This window comes from Pseudomonas sp. BTN1 (genome assembly GCF_001907715.1).
Taxonomy (GTDB): Bacteria; Pseudomonadota; Gammaproteobacteria; order Pseudomonadales; family Pseudomonadaceae; genus Aquipseudomonas; species Aquipseudomonas paracarnis.
Genome location: NZ_MPBM01000038.1, coordinates 145,888 through 163,863, shown reverse-complemented (window position 1 = coordinate 163,863; position 17,976 = coordinate 145,888). Strand labels below are relative to the sequence as shown.

Sequence of the window (17,976 nt, the reverse complement as noted above, 5' to 3'; positions counted from 1 at the left end):
AATATTCAGTGATTGATAAACGGGCAGCGCTTTTCTGATACGCAAATCAGGGCTGCTGGTAATGCCCTGGGATGTCATGGCCTTCATCGGCGGGCTTGTTGCGCTTTTGCACCTGGACGTCGCTCAATTTCGCGTCCTTGAGCTCTGCAAAGCGCTGCCTGAGCAGGGACTCGGCCCATTGAGGGTCCAGCGTGTCGGCATCGTGCTCAAGCGTGCGGCTTTGTGGCTGGTTGTCGAGGATGAAACTGATGAGGTAATGCGGTTTCTCGAACATGAACGTGGCTCCGTTACGGTTAACAAGGCGTACCCGAGCAGGGCATGTTCATTTGATGAGTAGGTTGCGCGGTGATTCAGAAAAAATAAGCCGCTTTCATCTATTGATCTCGATCAGGTGGGGAGGCTGGCTCGCTCTATAACCTTGGGCGCTTATCGATGGCCAGGGACGGCTCAACGGGCTGCTCCGGTCGCACATTCTCAAGGAAGAGTCAGCCATGCGATCACTGAAGATCCTGTTGTTATCATCGGCATTCAACGGTTTAACCCAACGGGCCTGGCTGGATCTGCGCCAAGCGGGTCACGACCCCAGCATTGTGGTGTTCACCGATCAAGCCACGGTATGCCAGCAGGTCGAGGCGTCTGGCGCCGACCTGGTGATCTGCCCATTTTTGAAGGACCGTGTGCCGCATCAACTGTGGAGCCATCCGCAACGCCCGGTGGTGATCATCCATCCGGGCATCGTCGGCGACCGTGGCGCCAGTGCGCTGGACTGGGCCATCACCCAGCAGGCCCGCCGTTGGGGCGTCACCGCCTTGCAAGCGGTGGAGGAAATGGACGCCGGGCCAATCTGGTCCACCTGTGAGTTCGACATGCCCGCCCAGGTGCGCAAATCCGAGCTGTACAACGGCCTGGTGAGCGACGCCGCGATGGTTTGCATCCGTGATGTAGTGGCGAAATTCGCCAAGGGATTCGTCCCGACACCGCTCGATTACACCCAACCCAGCGTCATCGGACGCTTGCAGCCGAACATGACCCAGGCCGACCGCACCTTCAGTTGGTTCGATTGCGCAGGCTTTATCAAACGCAGCATCGACGCTGCCGATGGCCAGCCCGGCGTGTTGGCCAGCCTGTTGGGCGGGCAATATTACCTCTACGACGCGCACTTGGACGCTCGCCAGGGCACTCCCGGAGAAATCCTCGCAGTGCAGGACGATGCCGTGCTGGTAGCGGCTGGAGATCACAGCCTGTGGATCGGCTCGCTCAAACCCAAAGGCCCAGAGACCTTCAAGCGACCGGCACGGCACGTTCTGGCTGAGCAGTTGGCCGGGGTGCCGGTGCTGGACAGTTCAATCGCCTGCCAGGCGTTCAACGAGCGGGTCTATCAACCCATTCGCTACCAAGAGTTCGGCCACATCGGCGAACTGACGTTCGAGTTCTACAACGGCGCCATGAGCACCGAACAATGCCAGCGGCTGGTCGCAGCGTTGCGCTGGGCCAAGGCGCGAGATACCCAAGTGTTGCTGATCAAGGGCGGGCGCGGCAGCTTTTCCAATGGGGTGCACCTAAACGTCATCCAGGCCGCCGACGTGCCGGGGCTGGAAGCCTGGGCCAACATTCAAGCCATCGACGATGTGTGCCTGGAGCTGCTCACTGCCAGGCAGCTGGTGATCAGCGGCCTGACCGGCAGCGCAGGCGCAGGCGGCGTGATGCTGGCGCTGGCCGCCGACATTGTATTGGCCCGCGAAGGTGTGGTGCTCAACCCGCACTACAAGACCATGGGACTCTACGGCTCCGAATACTGGACCTACAGCCTGCCACGGGCCGTGGGCAGCGAAATCGCGCATAAGCTTACCGAAGAATGCCTGCCCATCAGCGCCATCCAGGCTCAGCAGTACGGCATGGTTCAGGCCATCGGCCCGCGTTGCCCGCAAGCATTTGGCTTATGGCTTTTGCAACAGGCCGACAGTGCGTTGACCGATGATAAGTACCTTCATGCACGCACACGTAAAGCCACGCTGGATACTCAGCAAGTTGAACGCTGTCGCGACCAGGAACTGGCACAGATGCGATTCGACATGGTGGAAAATCGCCAGCAGTTTGCCGAGAAATGCCGCAACTTCGTGTTTAAACGCAAAACCTGCCAGACCCCGCAGCGGTTGATTGCGCCGTGGGCGTTGAGGTACGAGGCTGGCGTGCCGCAAAGCCGGATGCTGAATGACTGACCGTCGACGCGGGGAGGGCGCGGCGGCCAGTCCAGCCTCGCGTTGGGCGATAGGGTTCCCCATAATGAAGTCCAATTTGCCCAAATGCTCAAACTAGAGGCCCCATGGAACTGTACAACCTTAACGATGACGCAGCGCTCGTATGACTCGGGCGCTGTTTATTTCGTTGGATGGGCCCAAGGGTACCGGCAAAACCACGCTGTTGGAGGCCGTTACGACAGCGTTGAGGGCCGACAATAAAAAGGTCGTCCGACTGTGCGAGCGCAAGAGCGATCCCTATCGAGCGCAAACGATGGCGCTGGTTAACAAATTCGCCAGAGACCCCAGCCGGGATCTGGAACTTGAGGTGTGTGAGCGCTTTGCTGACAGCCGCAGCTGGATTACCCAGCACGTACTGGCCGCACAGCCACCTGACAGCATCATCCTGATGGATCGCTGGTACCCGTCTGATGCTGCGTTTCGTCGATTGATACCCTTTGCAGACATTCTTGAGCTGAACATTGATCGACAGGTGCAAGTGCCGGATCTGCATGTGGGGGTTGTCACCGCGGCGCAAATATCCTGGGCACGGGCGGCAGCACGACGGCGCGGGCTGAGCAGTACGGTGATGTTTAAGCTGGAGGAGCAAGTTGTGTGTACCGAGGCGTTTGAACGAGCGGCGGTGGGGCAGGGGTGGGTGATCTGTCGCAATGAAGGGACGATTGAGGAGGCGATGAGGCGGGTGGTTTCGCAGATATATAAAGTCCTTTGATCGAATTCAAGATGAAGAGCGCAAAGGCAACGAGAGTTAGCGGCGCTTGAGCAAAACATAGAAGCGTTGAAACGCCAGGGTGGTGACGCCGCCATTATTGACTGCGAGGGACGCCCGTGCGTGCGCACGCGAGAGGTCCCGGGCGAAAACCCCTATCACGATGCCGCTACAGGGAAGAAGACTTATCGGTTGATCTGGACTAAGTGAGGCTCATCAACTTTGAACTAATCAATAAGCCTGTCCACCTAACGCTTTGCACGTTGCCTCAAACCCGGGTTTTTCCTGGGTTACCCAATCACACACGAAGGTTTGGTTAATCATGAAGAGCGAACAGGTAGAAGGCGTTGTAGAAAAGGTTGCTGGCAAAGCGCAGAGCGCAGTCGGGAAGCTTTTTGGTGATTCGAAGTTGGAAGCTGAGGGCGCTGGACGCCAGGCTGCGGGTCAACTGACGCAAACCTATGGTGACGCACTGGACAGCGTTTCTACATTCGTCAAAGAAAAACCGGTTGCTGCACTGGCAATCGGGGCTGTTGCTCTACTGGTGCTGAAGAGATTGCTTGGTCGCTGAACAGCAGTAGCTTCAATCAGATTGCTAACGCGGTAGAAACGATGGTGAACGCTAACCAGAATCAGGGGCAAATTTCTGCAGTTTCTTGCAGGCGTGGAAGGGCGTGAAGTGGAGCGGGGTATCTGCCTGTTCCTTGGGTAACCAAGTCATGCTGCCTGGCAATCGACGCGGTCTCTATGCCCTTTGCCGAGCTTGATGGGCTGAAAAGCCCTTATGTTTTCCAGGTCCCAGAAAAGCCAATGCCCCGACAAGTCGGGGCATTGGCTTTTTTATGAGCGAGTGGTCGGTTTGTATCGTTTTGTATCTGCGCTTTGGATAGATACACAGCGATTCCTTTAAGTCGGTTGATGACACATACGGGATACCCGCGGGGCTTTAAATGAACCCATCGAGAAGGCGCAAACCTTTTCCAATGGATGACTCATTTAACTCGCGGTTATCCCTGTGCGTTTCGCGACGTTGTCGACCAATGACTTATAGGAAATTCAAAATGCCTGCAGCTACGTTCGGTTTCACCTGGCGCCATTGTCTGGCTTCTTCCGTGAGAATGGGCGCTTTGGGGTTGGCCCTGATAGCCGGCAGCGGTGCTGCCTGGGCTGGTGGCCCGGCCGTCGATGCGTCAGTTGCCAGCTCGGCCTCGACCCATCCCGAATCGATTAGACCTTATCGAATTCACGTCGATGAAGCTCAATTGGCCGATCTGAAAAAGCGCATTGCGGCGACCCGCTGGCCGGACAAAGAGACCGTCAACGACGTTTCCCAAGGCGTGCAGTTGGCCCAGGTCCAGGCGCTGGTGAAGTATTGGGGCAGCGGCTATGACTGGCGCAAGGCCGAAGCGAAGCTCAATGCGCTGCCTGAATTCATCACGACTATCGACGGCGTGGACATTCAATTCATCCATGTTCGCTCGCCAAACCCCAACGCGATGCCGCTGCTTCTGACACACGGATGGCCTGGCTCACAGTTTGAGTTCCTGAAGACGATCGGCCCGCTGACGGATCCCGTTGCTTACGGCGCTAAGGTTGAAGATTCGTTCGACGTGATCATTCCATCGATTCCGGGACACGGTTTTTCCGGTAAGCCAACTGAATTGGGCTGGGGGCCGGATCGGGTCGCGAAGGCTTGGGATGTGCTCATCAAGCGTCTGGGTTATACCCACTATGTTTCCCAGGGCGGAGATCACGGTTCGGTCATATCGGATGCATTGGGCCGCCTGAGTCCGCCGGGGCTGTTGGGCATTCACTTGAACATGCCGGCCACCATCCCGCCCGAATTGGTCAAGCCGATCAATAGTGGTGACCCGGCCCCTGTCGGGCTCACTGAGCCTGAACGCAAGGCGTTTGATTCCTTGAGCACCTTCTTCGGCCGCAATGCAGCATACGGCGCGATGATGGTTACGCGCCCGCAGACTATCGGTTACCTGCTGGCCGATTCGCCTACCGGAACTGCGGCGTGGATGTACGAAAAAATCGCCGCGTGGACGGACAGTGATGGCCAGCCTGAACGGGTATTGACCCGTGACGAGATGCTGGACGATATCAGCCTGTACTGGCTGACGAACGCAGGCGCATCGTCATCGCGTTTCTACTGGGAAAACAACAACAACAATTTCAGCGCTGCCGCGCAGAACACCGCAAGCATCAAGGTGCCGGTGGCGATCACGGTCTTCCCGCACGAGATCTATCAGGCGCCAAAAAGCTGGGCGCAACGCGCTTACCCATCACTTTCCTACTACAACCAGGTTAACAAGGGCGGCCACTTCGCTTCCTGGGAGCAACCTCAATTATTCAGCGAAGAGTTGCGGGAGGCCTTCCGGCCGCTGCGCGCCAAGCTGAGCGCAACGAAGACAGGCCAGTAGCTCACACGCAATTCAGCCAACACACCGGGCCGCTATTCGGCGGCTCGCTACGGAGAAACACCATGGAGATGACCTTGCTGAACAATCAAAATAAATCCAGCCGCCTGCGGGGTCTTACCCCATCGCTGTTGGCAGCAGCAGTGCTGCAATTCGCGGCGGTGGCTGTCGGTTTTTCCCAAGCCAGCGCGGCTGATGTACCCGCGTCCACCATTGGGGCGATCACCCCGGGAGCTCACACCTCTCTCGGTGCACTTAAGCATGTGAAAGCGGGGCTGCTGAACGTTTCTTACGCGGAACTCGGCCCAGCCGATGGCCCTGTGGTCATTTTGTTGCACGGCTGGCCCTACGATATCAACGCATACGCTGATGTCGCTCCTGCTTTGGCGGACAAGGGATATCGAGTGTTGATCCCTTCTGCGCGTGGTTATGGCGATACGCATTTTCTCTCGGCCAAGACCATTCGCAATGGTCAACCTGCTGCGCTGGCGACCGACCTGATCGACTTCATGGACGCGCTGAAGATCAAGACCGCGGTGCTGGGTGGGTTTGACTGGGGCGCCCGCACTGCGGATATCGTTGCCGCACTGTGGCCGGAAAGAGTGAAAGCCCTGGTCGCTGTGAGCGGTTACCTGATAGGCAGCCAAGAGGCGGGCAAGGCGCCATTGCCGCCAGCCGCCGAACTGCAGTGGTGGTACCAGTTCTATTTCGCGACCGAGCGCGGGCGCCTGGGCTACGAGAAAAACACCCATGACTTCGCCAAGCTCATCTGGAAGCTGGCGTCGCCACAGTGGAATTTCGACGACGCCACTTATGAGCGCAGCGCGGCATCCTTGCAAAACCCTGATCACGTGGCCGTGTCGATTTTCAACTATCGCTGGCGCCTGGGGTTGGTCAAGGGCGAGGCCAGATACGACGCGCTGGAGAAGAAACTCGCGGCATTTCCATCCATCAGTGTGCCCACCATCACCCTGGAAGGTGATGCGAACGGCGCACCGCACCCACCTGCCGAAGCGTACGCCAAGCGCTTCACTGGCAAGTATGAGTACCGATTGATCACCGGTGGTGTAGGCCACAACTTGCCGCAGGAAGCGCCGAAAGCCTTCGCCCAGGCGGTGATCGACGCCGATCATCTTTGAAAACCGGCTGAGAGGATGGCGATGATGAAGCTGAAATTTCTGGCCGCGATGTCGGCTGCCATTGCAATCGCAGCGTTGAGCGCTGCCGGTGTGGCCTCGGGCGACGCCAGTACTGGTGACGCCTCTCCAATCTATGGCGTGAAATTGCCGGAAAACTACCGCCTATGGCCGCTGATTGCGCCGGCGCAGGAAGCGGCCCCCCTGAACGAACTTCGAGCCGTGCTGGGCAATGACTTGGCCATCAAGGCATATCAGGATTCAACGCTGCCATTCCCTGATGGCACGGTGCTGGTAAAGCTGGCCTGGAAACATGTGCAGTCCCCGGAATTCGAGCCGGCGTCCATCCCGGGGCCGGCCACGACCGTGCAGGTGATGGTCAAGGACTCGAAAAAATATGCAGCAACCGGTGGTTGGGGATTCGGGCGGTTTATCAACGGTAAACCGGCCGATGAAGCCCAACACCAAACCTGCTTCGCCTGTCACCAGGCGCGAGTGCGTAATCACGATTTTGTCTTCACTCGCTTCGCTCCCTGATTTCCCGTCAAACCTGGAGTCAACAATGAAAAAAGTACTAACCGCACTGGCCGTCGCCGTCAGCCTGAGCATGGCGACACACGCCTGGTCGCAAACTGAAAAACCCACGATTGTGCTCGTACATGGCGCCTTTGCCGATGCGTCGAGTTGGAATGGGGTCGTGAAGATTCTCGAGAAGGACGGTTATCCAGTGGTTGCCGCTGCCAACCCATTGCGCAGTGTAAAGAGCGATGGTTCGGCAATCTCGGCATTGTTGACGAGCATTCATTCGCCGGTGGTGTTGGTCGGCCACTCCTATGGCGGCAACGTTATCAGTGATGCGGCCAACGATCATGCAAACGTCAAAGCCCTGGTTTACGTCAGTGCGTTTGCACCTGAGGCCGGGGAAACCGTCGCCGGGCTGGCCGGCAAATTCCCGGGCAGTACGCTGGGCCCAACGCTGGCTGCGCCTGTACCGCTGGCCGATGGGGGCAAGGACTTGTACATCCAGCAGGACAAGTTTCACAACCAGTTCGCCGCTGACGTCCCCGCGAAAGAGGCGGCATTGATGGCCGCCACCCAACGCCCGGTAGCGGAAGCGGCGCTCAACGAAGCGTCCGGCAGCCCTGCCTGGAAGCATATACCGTCCTGGTACATCTACGGCGACAAGGACAAGAACATTCCCCCGCAAGCCATGGCATTCATGGCCAAGCGCGCCGCTGCCAAAGCCGTGGAAGTGGTCAAGGGCGCTTCACATGTGGTGATGGTTTCGAACCCGGAACCGGTTGCCCGCCTCATCGAAAAAGCCGCCACGGCGAAATGACACGCCAGGGGCGAAGCGGCGTTTTCAGCGTTCTACGCCGAGGCGAGTTTTGCACGTCGCCCGGCGGGTTTCGTTTTGAAGTTGTGCAACGCTGAAACGCGGGAGAGGGGGGGTCGACGCGGCCAACGCCTGGGCATACCGGGCGTTGTGCTTATCGCGGGCAACCGGACCGTGCCCAACACCTGGCGACCCAGCTGCAGGCCGGCTCGGTGTTGATCAACAGAATTTCGCCAGAGCTGCTGGCGCCGTTCGGCGGGGTAAAGCAGTCCGGTGTCGGCCGAGAGTTTGGAGTCTTTGGGCTGCAAGCATTTCTTGAGGCCAAAAGCATCGTGTCGGATTAGCCTGGGGTTGGCGGGAGAGGGTGGTCGCGCAACCCAGGCCGCAGGAGAAAAAGCTAATGGCCCACAGCACGTTGCCTGTGGGCCATGGGTTTTCAAGGGTTACGCGGCTGGAGCTTTCGCCTCCTGCAGCAGTTGCTGAATCATCTTTTCCTGCGTCTCGTAGCGTCCTTCTCCGAAGTGGGTGAAACGCACTTGCCCTTTGGCGTCGATCAGGTAGTGCGCGGGCCAGTACTGGTTATCGAAGTTGCGCCAGATCGCGTAGTTGTTATCGATGGCTACCGGGTAAGTGATGCCGAGCTTTTTCACCTCATCCCTGACATTGCTGATGATGCGTTCAAAACCGTATTCCGGGGTGTGGACGCCGATTACCACCAAGCCATCCTTCTGGTACTTCTGCGCCCAGTCCTTCACGTACGGCAGGGTATGCTGGCAATTGATGCAGTCGTAAGTCCAGAAATCGACGAGCACCACCTTGCCTCTGAGCGATTCACTGGTCAGTGCGGGCGAATTGAGCCATTCCACCGCGCCAGAAAGCGACGGCATCGGGCCTCGGGCGTTGTCGAGGGTGGGTTCGGCCTTGGCCTTGCTTACCAGGTATTCGACGACTTTGGGGACGCTTTGCAGCACCCCGTTTTCCAGCACGCTGACGCCTTCGGACGACGCCCCGGCCAACAGCGTCTTGTCGGCACCGGTAGAAATCATCAGCGCTGCGGCCAGGACCGCAAAACCGGTGGCGCGCCGCAGCCAACCAGTAACCGGAATCGAGGCCTTCAGGCGATTGACTAAACCACGTCCGGCGAAAATCAGCGTACCCAACGACAGTGCACTGCCCAGGCCGTAGGCCACCAGCAGCAGGCTGGTTTGCGCATTGGCGCCTTGCAGCATGGCGCCGGTAAGGATCACCCCGAGGATAGGCCCGGCGCACGGCGCCCAGAGCAGGCCGGTGGCGACGCCGATCATCAGCGAACCCAGCGGCCCGGACATTTTGCGCGTCTGGGGGTCGAGGCAATTGCCCAGTAACACGAACGGGCTGGCCAGCCAGCCACTGATTCGCGCCGAGATCAGCGACAAGGCAAACAGCGCCATCACCACCAGTGCCACATGACGCCCGGTGTTGTTGGCCTGAATCACCCATTCACTGCTGACCACGGCCAGGCTGGAAACCAGCGCGAAGGTCAGGACCATGCCACCAAGGGTAAGCAGGATCGATGAGCGTGTGCGGTCGATACCCGCGAACAGAAATGGCACGACCGGCAGGATACAAGGGCTGAGGACGGTCAATAAGCCGCCCAGGAATGCGATGAGGAACATAAGGGTCTCCTGATGAAATGTGGGCCGGGCTCAGTTATCGCTGTGGCATTCGGCAAATTTGCGGTAGTTCAGGATCTCGGTCTTGCCCTGCGAATTCAGGTAGGTCAGCTGGGCATCGACAATGCCGCAGGCCGCCCCGGCATCCTGTGTCAATGCCACCACTTTCTGGATGTCCAGGTGCGTGCCGTAGGTGTAGGTCTGCGGCGTGACGTCGGCTTCGGCGCGGGCCGAGAAGGTGCAGATATTCAGGGCGGCAAACAGGTAAGTGGCATAGAGGGTATTGGTGTTCATGGTCGTTTCCTCAAGGCTTCAAGGGTTGGGTCGTTCGGTTGAGCCGAGGCGCTAGGGTTGGCCTCGATGTGGCTCATTAGAAGCCCGCGAGGTATCTCGTCTGTGTCAAAAACAGGCGCGGATAAATCGGTTCGTATCAGGACCCCATCCCGATACACAGCCATACAAAACCTAGAAAATTGTTGTTTTTGCCTCTGCATGTATCCTTCGCCACAGCAGATACACTGCAATACAAACCGCCACGGGCGAACGGGCTCAGCCTCTATAGACTGAGCCGCAATTCCCATTGACAGAGGCTTGGCCCATGGAACACGTTGATCACATCCTCATCGTGGACGATGACCGTGAGATTCGAGAGATGGTAGGCAACTACCTGAAGAAGAACGGCCTGCGCACCACCGTGGTTGCCGATGGCCGCCAGATGCGCTCGTTTCTCGAGGCCACGCCGGTAGACCTGATCGTGCTGGACATCATGATGCCCGGCGACGATGGCCTGGTGCTCTGCCGCGACATTCGCGCCGGCAAACACAAGGCCACGCCGGTGCTGATGCTGACCGCCCGCAACGACGAAACCGATCGCATCATCGGCTTGGAAATGGGCGCCGACGATTACCTGGTCAAGCCGTTCGCCGCCCGTGAATTGCTGGCACGCATCAACGCTGTGCTGCGCCGTACGCGCATGCTGCCGCCCAACCTGGTCGTTACCGAAACCGGAAGGTGGCTGGGGTTCGGGCGCTGGCGCCTGGACACCTCCGCCCGCCATCTGCTTGATGAAGACGGCACCATGGTCGCCCTCAGCGGCGCTGAATATCGCCTGCTGCGGGTGTTCCTCGACCATCCGCAACGGGTACTCAATCGCGACCAGTTGCTCAACCTGACCCAGGGCCGTGACGCCGACCTGTTCGACCGTTCCATTGATCTGCTGGTCAGCCGCCTGCGCCAACGCCTGCTTGACGATGCGCGCGAGCCGGCTTACATCAAAACCGTACGCAGCGAGGGGTATGTCTTCTCGCTGCCGGTGCAAGTGCTTGGAGCACCGGCATGAAGCCTTCGCTGCATTGGCCTCGTACCCTCATCTCGCGGCTTTCGCTGATCTTTCTGGTAGGGCTGACCCTGGCGCAGGCCTTGTCCTTCGGCGTGCAGTATTACGAGCGTTACGAAACCGCGAAAAACACCATGCTCGGTAACCTGGAAACCGATGTATCGACGTCCATTGCCATCCTTGACCGCTTGCCCGCCGAGGAACGCATGAGTTGGTTGAAACAACTGGATCGACGCAATTACCGCTATTTGCTCGACGAAGGCTCGCCAGGCGTCGCTCTGCGTGACACGCCGATTGCAGTGACCTCGATCAAGGAGGCCATCGGCAAGGATTACCCGATGACCGTGACAGACATTCCCGGGCCTATCAAACATTTCCAGGTCCATCTGAAACTGGCCGACGGCAGCCCGGTGACCATCGACGTGCGCCCCTCGATGGTGCCGTTGTCGCCGTGGCTGCCGGTGGTTTTGCTGGGCCAGTTGGCCTTGATGATTCTATGCACGTGGCTGGCCGTTCGCATTGCCATAAGCCCGCTGACCCGCCTGGCCCAGGCCGTGGAAAACCTCGATCCCAACACTCACCCGGTGCATCTGGATGAACAAGGCCCGACCGAAGTCGCACACGCTGCCATCGCCTTCAATGCCATGCAGGCGCGCATTGCGGCCTATCTGAAAGAACGCATGCAACTGCTGGCGGCGATTTCCCACGACCTGCAAACCCCAATCACGCGCATGAAGCTGCGTGCCGAATTGATGGACGACTGCGGTGACAAAGACAAATTGTGGAATGACCTCGGCGAGATGGAACATCTGGTGCGTGAAGGCGTTGCCTATGCCCGCAGCGTGCATGGCGCCACCGAGGAAAGCCGCCGTACCGATTTTGATTCATTCCTCGACAGCCTCGTGTTCGACTACCAGGACATGGGCAAGGACGTGCAGCTCAGCGGCAAAAGCAATGCAGTGATTCACACTCGACCCCACGCGCTGCGCCGAGTGCTGGTAAACCTCACGGATAACGCGCTCAAATTCGCCGGTGCCGCGCAGCTGCGGGTCGAGCCGGAGGAGGGCGACAGCCTCTCGGTGACCGTGATGGATCGTGGTCCCGGCATTGCCGAAGAGGAGCTGGCCCGTGTGATTGAGCCATTTTACCGCGTGGAAAATTCGCGCAACCGCAGCACCGGCGGCACGGGCCTGGGCCTGGCTATCGCCCAGCAACTGGCACAAGCCCTCGGCGGCACCCTGACCTTGAGAAATCGCGAAGGCGGCGGATTGTGCGCTGAACTGAGATTACCGACGCGCTTCTCGTAGGAGGCGCGAAGCGGCGCTAGTCAACTGTGCTTTGAATCTGGATGTGGAAGAGTTGATCAACGCGAGTTTCATCAAGCGCTTTCGCCAGCGCCCGCGTCAAACCGAGTCGACCATGAACCTATAAGGCATAACACTTCATTTAACATAATATACATTATGCGAACCATCCTATACGGAGCTGGGGGGCTCTGGAGGCTATATTTCACCTGGTGATCAGCGCTCAGGTGTTGCTACTAGCAACACAGGTTCAGAACGATGAATCCTGGGCTTGGCCATCTGCCTCGATACGAATCTTGGCGCGTGCAACAACGGCCATAGCCTCGGCAATGAAAGCTGCATCACCGGTGTCGTGTGCATCAGCCAAAAATACAGCTACGGCCTCTGAATCAACCAGCGAGTCTGCTGGGTCATAATCATAAATTGGCTCTGTCATCTGATCACCTGGAGAAAATAATGAACCCGAAACCCAAGGCTAAAAATACGAGCAGGAAAGTAAAATGCCAGGATGCAGCTGATGACACTGGCGATTTAATCATACCGCTGACTGACGATCTCCTGTCGGCCATCAAGTTAGCCAGCGGCGACAAACTCGACCTGGAAGTGAAACCTAACGGCACCATAATCCTGACGCCAGTTCGTGCGTAGGACCAATTCAGCCATCCACGCGATTGATGGTTGCAGCCCATAAACGACGTGACTTGTTACCGACTACACGTGATTTCACTGGGCGCTAATTTCTAATCCTTGAGAGATAGCGTTCAAATTTGGAAGATAACGAGCAAGGATGAGCTACCCCGAGTTCATCTGCTGAGCTACCCTTCTCCTTTTTAATATCCTTTATGCATAACTAAACTAAATGACTATTTAGTTGAGTTATAAGCTGTTACCCCAGATCAAAGCCTAAACCGATCCACCGACTGCGAAAGCTTCCCCGCCAAACTCGACAATTCATCCGTCGTCGACGCCGTCTCGCCAATCACCCGACTGTTACTTTCCGACATCCCCGCAATTCTCTCCACCTGATGAGCGATCTCATTACTGGCCAGGCTCTGCTCACTAATCGTGCGTGAAATATCGTTGACCAATTCAGTGGTACTCAGCGTAGCCTGGAGGATCTCGCGAATGGCGCGCTCCACCTCGGCAGTCACCGCCATGCCCTTGTCCACTTGGGCAACGCCCTCCTCCATGCTGATCACCGCTTCACGGGTGTTCTGCTGGATACTCCCGACCATGCTGGCGATTTCCTGGGTGGAGGCGCTGGTGCGTCCGGCCAGGCTGCGCACTTCGTCGGCCACGACCGCAAAGCCGCGCCCTTGTTCACCGGCGCGAGCGGCTTCGATGGCGGCGTTCAGGGCCAGCAGGTTAGTCTGGTCGGCAATCCCCTTGATCACCTGGATAATGCTGTAGATCGCCTCGGACTCCTTGTCCAGCGTGCGGATCACTTGGGCTGACTGTTGGGCAGAACGGGCGATGCCATCCATGTCGCTGACCACCTGGTGGATAACCCGGCCGCCGTCCTTGGCCAGGGTTTCAGCCTGGCTGGCCATGTCCAGGGCACGTTGGGCGTGACGGGTGATTTCTTCGATGCTGGCGGTCATTTCGCTCGCGGCGGCGGCCATGGTGCTGGCGGCGACGCTTTGTTGCTGGCTGCTGCCTGCCACTTCATGGCAACCCTGGCTGAGGCGCTCGCTCATGCCATTGACGCCATGGGCGTTGCTGCGAACCACTTCGATCATGCCGCGCAAATCCCGCTGCATCGTCGCCAGGCTGCGAATCAGTGCACTGGCTTCGTCCTGGTTCTTGGGTTCGGCAATCGGCTCGCTCAGGTTGCCATGGGCAATGCTCTGGGCAATACGGCTGGCGGTGCGCAACGGCCCCATGATGCTCAGGGTCACCCAACGTCCTTGTGCCAGCAGCAACAGCAGGCTCGCCCCCAATACAATAATCAAGGTCCAGTTAGCGTTACTGATGGTTTGCCGGGTACCGGTGCTGGTGAGTTGGGTATTGTTTTCGATCAGTTCGCTCAACGCCGCCATTTGTTCTTCCAACTGGCTGAACGCGGCATTGAAGGTCTGCAGTTCCCCTCGTGCGGCCTCGGGATTGTCCAGGGCCAGCGCGACGATGCGCTCGCCGGCACTGATGTAGGTGTCCAGGCTGGGTTTGATTTTTTCCAGGCTGGCCTTGATCGAGGCGTCCAACGGCAGCTTGAGATTGTCCGCCAGCACCTCGCGAAAGTGCTCGGCATGCTCCTTGATCGAGCTGTTGACCTCGGCCGCCGTACTGGTGCTTTTGCCCAGCCCGACCAACATGGCTGACAGTACATCCGCACGCAGGGCGTCGTGCATCATGTCGGCTTCCATGTGGTTGCGCAGTACCGTCATGCTGACGTCGTTATCCTGTACCGCATCGGCCATCCGCGTATTGCCCAGGTAGCCAGCCAGGCTCATGATCAAAGCGGTGAGCAACCCGGTCGCAATCAACAGCACCAAGCGTAATTTGATCGTCATAGTGGTACCCCGTGCCAGGACCGCCGGTTGGGAGCCCAACCGTTTCAGTGTCGTTGCTAGCTGTATCGGCAGCTGTTGCTTGTTAGTGAAGCCTAAGTTTGCGGATCTGCGCGGTTCCCTTAAGCTGACCGTCCGTTGCTCTACCTGGATCTGCCAAATGCCTCAACGTATCGCCCGCCTCGCCCTGTTGCTGGGCTTGATCACCGCAATCGGCCCGTTTGCCATCGACATCTACCTGCCGGCACTGCCGACCCTGGGCGCCAGCCTCCAGGCCTCGCCGGCGGCCGTGCAGATGAGTTTGACGGTGTTCTTCATGATTATCGGCGTGTGCCAGTTGTTCTACGGCCCCCTCAGCGACGTGTTCGGGCGTAAACCACCGATTTATGCGGGTTTGGTGATCTTTGCCATTGGCAGCGTCGGCTGCGCGCTGGCACCGACCATCGAAGTGTTGATTGGTTTTCGTGCGGTGCAGGCGTTCGGTGCTTGTGCGGGCATGGTGATCCCACGGGCGATTGTCCGTGACCTGTATACCGGCCATGAAGCGGCGCGTCTGATGGCTTTGTTGATGCTGGTGATGAGTGTTTCGCCGATCCTCGCGCCGCTGGCCGGTAGCCTGGTGATTTCGATCTGGAGCTGGCGCGAAGTGTTTGCCGTGTTGGCGGTGGTGGCCGTGCTGTGTCTGGTGATGACCGCCGTACAACTGCCAGAAACCCACCCGGCCGAGCGCCGCCTGGGCAAGACACTGGGCCAGGCATTCGGCAGTTATGGCGCCCTCCTCCGCGACCCGGTCTTTACGGGGTTGTCGGTGGTGTGCGGGTTTGGCCTGGCCACCTTTTTCGTGTTCATCGGCAGCGCGCCCTTCGTGTACATCGAATTTTTTGGCCTGACACCGACCCAGTTCAGCCTGTGCTTTGCGCTCAACGCGGCTTCGTTTTTTGCCATGAGCCAATTGACCGCCCGCCTCAGCGCCCGCTTTGGCCTGGCGCCGTTGATTCGCTGGTCGGTGGTGGGCGTGGCGGCGGTCATGAGCTTGCTGGCGGCTACTACACTGTGGGGTGACAGCCTGGGCTTGATGATGGGGCTGTTGTTTATCGGTTTTGGCTTTCTTGGCCTGCTATTGCCGGCGGCCGGGGTACTGTCGCTGGAGGATCATGGTGCGGTGGCGGGTTCTGCGTCTGCACTGCTGGGCGCGATCCAGATGGTCACGGCGGCTGTGGCGATGACCTTGGTGGGGATCTTTGCCGACCATACACCGGTGCCGATGTTGATCGGCATTGCGCTGTGTGCGCTTGCCGCGATGCTGACCACCTTGTGGACGTTGCGGCGCTTGCCGGCTCACCTGGTCTCAAGCGTCCCGCCTTCCTCCTGAGCAGAGGAGCAGGCAGATTCAACATTCTGGTTGCCTGTGAGGCCCTCTTCGCAGGCAAGCCAGCTCCCACATTTGAATCGTGGTGTATCCACAAGCCTACAAATCAAATCGATCCACCGCCCGCCGCCGCTCATTGTCGTCACGCACGTCATAGCTGGCGGTGGTCTGGATATTGGTGTGATGCGCCAGTTTCTGCGCAATCGACAAATCATGCTCCTCGATCACCCGCGTGATAAACGAACGACGGAAATCATGGGGCATGATCTTGACCCCCACTTGATCGCCGCGCTGGCGCGCGATGTAGTAAATCGCATGCTTGGTGATGCGTTCCCGGGTGATATGGCTGCCTCGCCGGATACGGTTGAACAAGAAGCTGTCGTCCTGCTCGCCTTCCTTGAGGTGCTCGCGGCGGAACGCCAGCCAGGCCTGCAGCTCGGCAAACGCCCAGTCCGGCGCGTACTTGACCAGCTCTTTGTTGCCCTTGCCGATCACGCGCAAGCTGCGCTCGTCAAAGTTGATCTGTGCCAGGTCCAGGTTCACCGACTCCGACTTGCGCATGCCCGAGCCATATAACAGACCGATCACTGCGGCATCCCGCAGGCCCTGAGGCCGGGGGTCGGCGGCGCAGACGTCGAGCATCTCGCGGATCAAGGTGCGGCGCAGATTGCGGCCCTGGCTCAGGCGCGTACCGGGTGTGGCCTTGACCGAGCGCATCTTCAACAGGTGGTCCTGGCTGATCAAGCTCATGCGCCACGCCTCATTCATCACCCCGCGCACCGCATTCACATACAGCGACGAAGTGTTCGGCGCTAAGCCGTCCTCGCGCAAGGCAGCCACCAGTGCGATGACGTGTTCGGGCTGCAGCAGGTGCCAGTCAATCTCTTCGAGGTTGAGATCTTCGAAACCCAGGCGGTCGGCGGCATCCTGCAGCACGTAGCGCATGGTTAACTGGCTGGAAGGCGCCAGGCGGGTGAGGTAAAGGGTCAGCGGGTTGCGAATGGACTCGGTCAAGGTAGATCAGCCTTTGGATTAAATACATCGACCAACTATTTGATTAGTCGATGTATTTAGTGGGTTGGCGAAGGCCGAGTCTAACCCAGGAGCGGCCCTGGCACAAAATCACGGGGCTGTATCGTCGTCCTCACTGGCTGCCTGGGGTTGGGCCTGGGACTGGCTCCAGTCGGCGTCCTGTTGCTGCATCAGCGCGAACCACTGCTGGCGCATAAAAGCGAGGTAACTGTCCGGCGCCTTGGCAAAGTCCTTCTCGTCGCCATAGCAGCCTGGCAGGGGCAGTTCGGTGCCCTGCTCCTTGTATTGGCTGACCAACGCTTGCTGCGCCACGACGCTGCAGTCAGTGGGCAGTGGCATGCCGCGCAAGGCGCCAGCGTCCTCATCCCACCAACTTGCGCCCACGCGGTCGAGGCCGCGCAGACGATACTTCTCGGACTTTCCGGCATGCATGATCAGCTTGAATTCGTTGGGGCTGACATCACTGGTGCAGGCCCGCGAATAACCGACCGTGGCCTGGGTATTGCCGTCGCCCAGCAGGTCGGTGACCTTGGTGGCAGCCCGATCAAAGCGCAGCCCGGCGTCGAATTCGCAGTGCTGTACATCGTCGTACAGCATCCACACGCGCTTGGGGCGCTCGCCTCCCAGCACGTATTGCGCCGCGTAGACAAAGGCCGACTGGGTACCATCGTCATCGCGCTCACCGACTTGCTCGGCGAGTACCAGCAGGTTTTTGCCTTGGCGGTCATCCCAGGTATAGGCGGCGACCTGCTTGCCGCGCACTTCCACCCCGTCCGGCACCTGGTCCAGTGGGGTCAGCGCGACGCCCTGATCAGCCCGCACGCTGGTGACACAGGCCACCGTCATCAACAATCCCATCAGCGCTGGCCGCAACTGGCCGCGTAAAAGCTGCACGCTATTCATCCGAGTAC

At 58.9% G+C, this 17,976-nt stretch carries 18 protein-coding genes and 3 pseudogenes; 13 read left to right on the top strand and 8 right to left on the bottom strand.

The features are described from left to right. Window positions 1-46 precede the first annotated feature (46 nt). On the bottom strand, window positions 47-274 hold the full coding sequence (locus BMH52_RS19375; RefSeq protein WP_003191203.1) for a hypothetical protein: 228 nt from the start codon (window positions 272-274) through the stop codon (window positions 47-49). A gap of 217 nt (window positions 275-491) precedes the next feature. Between BMH52_RS19375 and BMH52_RS19370 the strand changes: the two genes are divergently transcribed. From BMH52_RS19370 to BMH52_RS19335, 9 genes and pseudogenes are all read left to right on the top strand, one after another. Then, window positions 492-2,219 (top strand): hydrogenase maturation protein, encoded by a 1,728-nt coding sequence (locus BMH52_RS19370; RefSeq protein ID WP_072434562.1) that lies wholly within the window; start codon window positions 492-494, stop codon window positions 2,217-2,219. A 142-nt stretch (window positions 2,220-2,361) separates the two neighbouring features. Next, entirely contained in the window at window positions 2,362-2,970 is a 609-nt protein-coding gene (locus BMH52_RS19365; protein ID WP_014718438.1) for a dTMP kinase, read from the top strand. A 319-nt stretch (window positions 2,971-3,289) separates the two neighbouring features. After that, window positions 3,290-3,538: a CsbD family protein gene (locus BMH52_RS19360; protein WP_014718439.1), complete on the top strand. Its 249-nt coding sequence runs from the start codon at window positions 3,290-3,292 to the stop codon at window positions 3,536-3,538. Window positions 3,539-4,028: 490 nt separating this feature from the next. After that, window positions 4,029-5,396, top strand: coding sequence for an epoxide hydrolase family protein (locus BMH52_RS19355; protein ID WP_073844735.1), 1,368 nt, complete (start codon window positions 4,029-4,031; stop codon window positions 5,394-5,396). A 62-nt stretch (window positions 5,397-5,458) separates the two neighbouring features. Beyond that, window positions 5,459-6,532 (top strand): alpha/beta fold hydrolase, encoded by a 1,074-nt coding sequence (locus BMH52_RS19350; protein ID WP_073844734.1) that lies wholly within the window; start codon window positions 5,459-5,461, stop codon window positions 6,530-6,532. A gap of 24 nt (window positions 6,533-6,556) precedes the next feature. Beyond that, a complete protein-coding gene (locus BMH52_RS19345) occupies window positions 6,557-7,066 on the top strand; it encodes a cytochrome P460 family protein (RefSeq protein ID WP_032902606.1) in 510 nt (169 codons plus the stop codon). A gap of 25 nt (window positions 7,067-7,091) precedes the next feature. Next, window positions 7,092-7,868: an alpha/beta fold hydrolase gene (locus BMH52_RS19340; RefSeq protein ID WP_073844733.1), complete on the top strand. Its 777-nt coding sequence runs from the start codon at window positions 7,092-7,094 to the stop codon at window positions 7,866-7,868. A 12-nt stretch (window positions 7,869-7,880) separates the two neighbouring features. Then, window positions 7,881-7,958, top strand: a pseudogene (locus BMH52_RS29645) (creatininase family protein); the annotation flags it as partial. Window positions 7,959-8,032: 74 nt separating this feature from the next. After that, window positions 8,033-8,209: pseudogene (locus BMH52_RS19335) on the top strand (aldehyde dehydrogenase family protein); the annotation flags it as partial. A 99-nt stretch (window positions 8,210-8,308) separates the two neighbouring features. Here the strand turns inward: BMH52_RS19335 and BMH52_RS19330 are convergent. Together BMH52_RS19330 and BMH52_RS19325 are read right to left on the bottom strand one after the other, a co-directional pair. Then, complete coding sequence (locus BMH52_RS19330; RefSeq protein WP_014718445.1) at window positions 8,309-9,520, bottom strand: cytochrome c biogenesis protein DipZ; 1,212 nt, start codon at window positions 9,518-9,520, stop codon at window positions 8,309-8,311. Between the two features lie 30 nt (window positions 9,521-9,550). Then, window positions 9,551-9,811 carry a DUF2790 domain-containing protein gene (locus BMH52_RS19325; RefSeq protein ID WP_073844732.1) on the bottom strand — a complete coding sequence of 87 codons (261 nt, stop codon included), beginning with the start codon at window positions 9,809-9,811 and terminating at the stop codon, window positions 9,551-9,553. 304 nt (window positions 9,812-10,115) lie between these two features. Between BMH52_RS19325 and BMH52_RS19320 the strand changes: the two genes are divergently transcribed. Both BMH52_RS19320 and BMH52_RS19315 read left to right on the top strand, forming a co-directional pair. Then, window positions 10,116-10,856: a response regulator gene (locus BMH52_RS19320; protein WP_014718447.1), complete on the top strand. Its 741-nt coding sequence runs from the start codon at window positions 10,116-10,118 to the stop codon at window positions 10,854-10,856. Continuing rightward, window positions 10,853-12,160 carry a HAMP domain-containing sensor histidine kinase gene (locus BMH52_RS19315; RefSeq protein WP_073844731.1) on the top strand — a complete coding sequence of 436 codons (1,308 nt, stop codon included), beginning with the start codon at window positions 10,853-10,855 and terminating at the stop codon, window positions 12,158-12,160. Before BMH52_RS19320 ends, BMH52_RS19315 begins: the two co-directional genes overlap by 4 nt. 247 nt (window positions 12,161-12,407) lie before the next feature. Here the strand turns inward: BMH52_RS19315 and BMH52_RS19310 are convergent, their stop codons facing one another. After that, window positions 12,408-12,593: a hypothetical protein gene (locus tag BMH52_RS19310; RefSeq protein WP_044483237.1), complete on the bottom strand. Its 186-nt coding sequence runs from the start codon at window positions 12,591-12,593 to the stop codon at window positions 12,408-12,410. A gap of 20 nt (window positions 12,594-12,613) precedes the next feature. Here BMH52_RS19310 and BMH52_RS19305 point away from each other — a divergent pair, with 20 nt between their 5' ends. Further along, window positions 12,614-12,805, top strand: coding sequence for a hypothetical protein (locus BMH52_RS19305; protein ID WP_073844729.1), 192 nt, complete (start codon window positions 12,614-12,616; stop codon window positions 12,803-12,805). A gap of 248 nt (window positions 12,806-13,053) precedes the next feature. Here the strand turns inward: BMH52_RS19305 and BMH52_RS30005 are convergent, their stop codons facing one another. Next, a complete protein-coding gene (locus tag BMH52_RS30005) occupies window positions 13,054-13,779 on the bottom strand; it encodes a methyl-accepting chemotaxis protein (protein WP_370712708.1) in 726 nt (241 codons plus the stop codon). 132 nt (window positions 13,780-13,911) lie between these two features. After that, window positions 13,912-14,667: pseudogene (locus BMH52_RS30000) on the bottom strand (MCP four helix bundle domain-containing protein); the annotation flags it as partial. A 157-nt stretch (window positions 14,668-14,824) separates the two neighbouring features. Here BMH52_RS30000 and BMH52_RS19295 point away from each other — a divergent pair. Next, entirely contained in the window at window positions 14,825-16,036 is a 1,212-nt protein-coding gene (locus BMH52_RS19295) for a multidrug effflux MFS transporter (RefSeq protein ID WP_073844727.1), read from the top strand. A 96-nt stretch (window positions 16,037-16,132) separates the two neighbouring features. On the opposite strand, the gene xerC is transcribed toward BMH52_RS19295, so the two are convergent. Together xerC and BMH52_RS19285 are read right to left on the bottom strand one after the other, a co-directional pair. Beyond that, window positions 16,133-17,047 (bottom strand): tyrosine recombinase XerC, encoded by a 915-nt coding sequence (gene xerC / locus BMH52_RS19290; RefSeq protein WP_073844725.1) that lies wholly within the window; start codon window positions 17,045-17,047, stop codon window positions 16,133-16,135. A 108-nt stretch (window positions 17,048-17,155) separates the two neighbouring features. After that, entirely contained in the window at window positions 17,156-17,968 is an 813-nt protein-coding gene (locus BMH52_RS19285; RefSeq protein ID WP_032902545.1) for a M949_RS01915 family surface polysaccharide biosynthesis protein, read from the bottom strand. Window positions 17,969-17,976: the final 8 nt, after the last annotated feature.

Coding starts and splice junctions, on each gene's coding strand:
- BMH52_RS19295 (WP_073844727.1), top strand. CDS start 14,825: ATGCCTCAACGTATCGCCCGCCTCGCCCTGTTGCTGGGCTTGATCACC.
- BMH52_RS19375 (WP_003191203.1), bottom strand. CDS start 274: ATGTTCGAGAAACCGCATTACCTCATCAGTTTCATCCTCGACAACCAG.
- BMH52_RS19330 (WP_014718445.1), bottom strand. CDS start 9,520: ATGTTCCTCATCGCATTCCTGGGCGGCTTATTGACCGTCCTCAGCCCT.
- BMH52_RS19370 (WP_072434562.1), top strand. CDS start 492: ATGCGATCACTGAAGATCCTGTTGTTATCATCGGCATTCAACGGTTTA.
- BMH52_RS19305 (WP_073844729.1), top strand. CDS start 12,614: ATGAACCCGAAACCCAAGGCTAAAAATACGAGCAGGAAAGTAAAATGC.
- BMH52_RS19285 (WP_032902545.1), bottom strand. CDS start 17,968: ATGAATAGCGTGCAGCTTTTACGCGGCCAGTTGCGGCCAGCGCTGATG.
- BMH52_RS30005 (WP_370712708.1), bottom strand. CDS start 13,779: ATGGCCGCCGCCGCGAGCGAAATGACCGCCAGCATCGAAGAAATCACC.
- BMH52_RS19355 (WP_073844735.1), top strand. CDS start 4,029: ATGCCTGCAGCTACGTTCGGTTTCACCTGGCGCCATTGTCTGGCTTCT.
- BMH52_RS19345 (WP_032902606.1), top strand. CDS start 6,557: ATGAAGCTGAAATTTCTGGCCGCGATGTCGGCTGCCATTGCAATCGCA.
- BMH52_RS19350 (WP_073844734.1), top strand. CDS start 5,459: ATGGAGATGACCTTGCTGAACAATCAAAATAAATCCAGCCGCCTGCGG.
- BMH52_RS19315 (WP_073844731.1), top strand. CDS start 10,853: ATGAAGCCTTCGCTGCATTGGCCTCGTACCCTCATCTCGCGGCTTTCG.
- BMH52_RS19310 (WP_044483237.1), bottom strand. CDS start 12,593: ATGACAGAGCCAATTTATGATTATGACCCAGCAGACTCGCTGGTTGAT.
- BMH52_RS19360 (WP_014718439.1), top strand. CDS start 3,290: ATGAAGAGCGAACAGGTAGAAGGCGTTGTAGAAAAGGTTGCTGGCAAA.
- BMH52_RS19320 (WP_014718447.1), top strand. CDS start 10,116: ATGGAACACGTTGATCACATCCTCATCGTGGACGATGACCGTGAGATT.
- BMH52_RS19340 (WP_073844733.1), top strand. CDS start 7,092: ATGAAAAAAGTACTAACCGCACTGGCCGTCGCCGTCAGCCTGAGCATG.
- BMH52_RS19365 (WP_014718438.1), top strand. CDS start 2,362: ATGACTCGGGCGCTGTTTATTTCGTTGGATGGGCCCAAGGGTACCGGC.
- BMH52_RS19325 (WP_073844732.1), bottom strand. CDS start 9,811: ATGAACACCAATACCCTCTATGCCACTTACCTGTTTGCCGCCCTGAAT.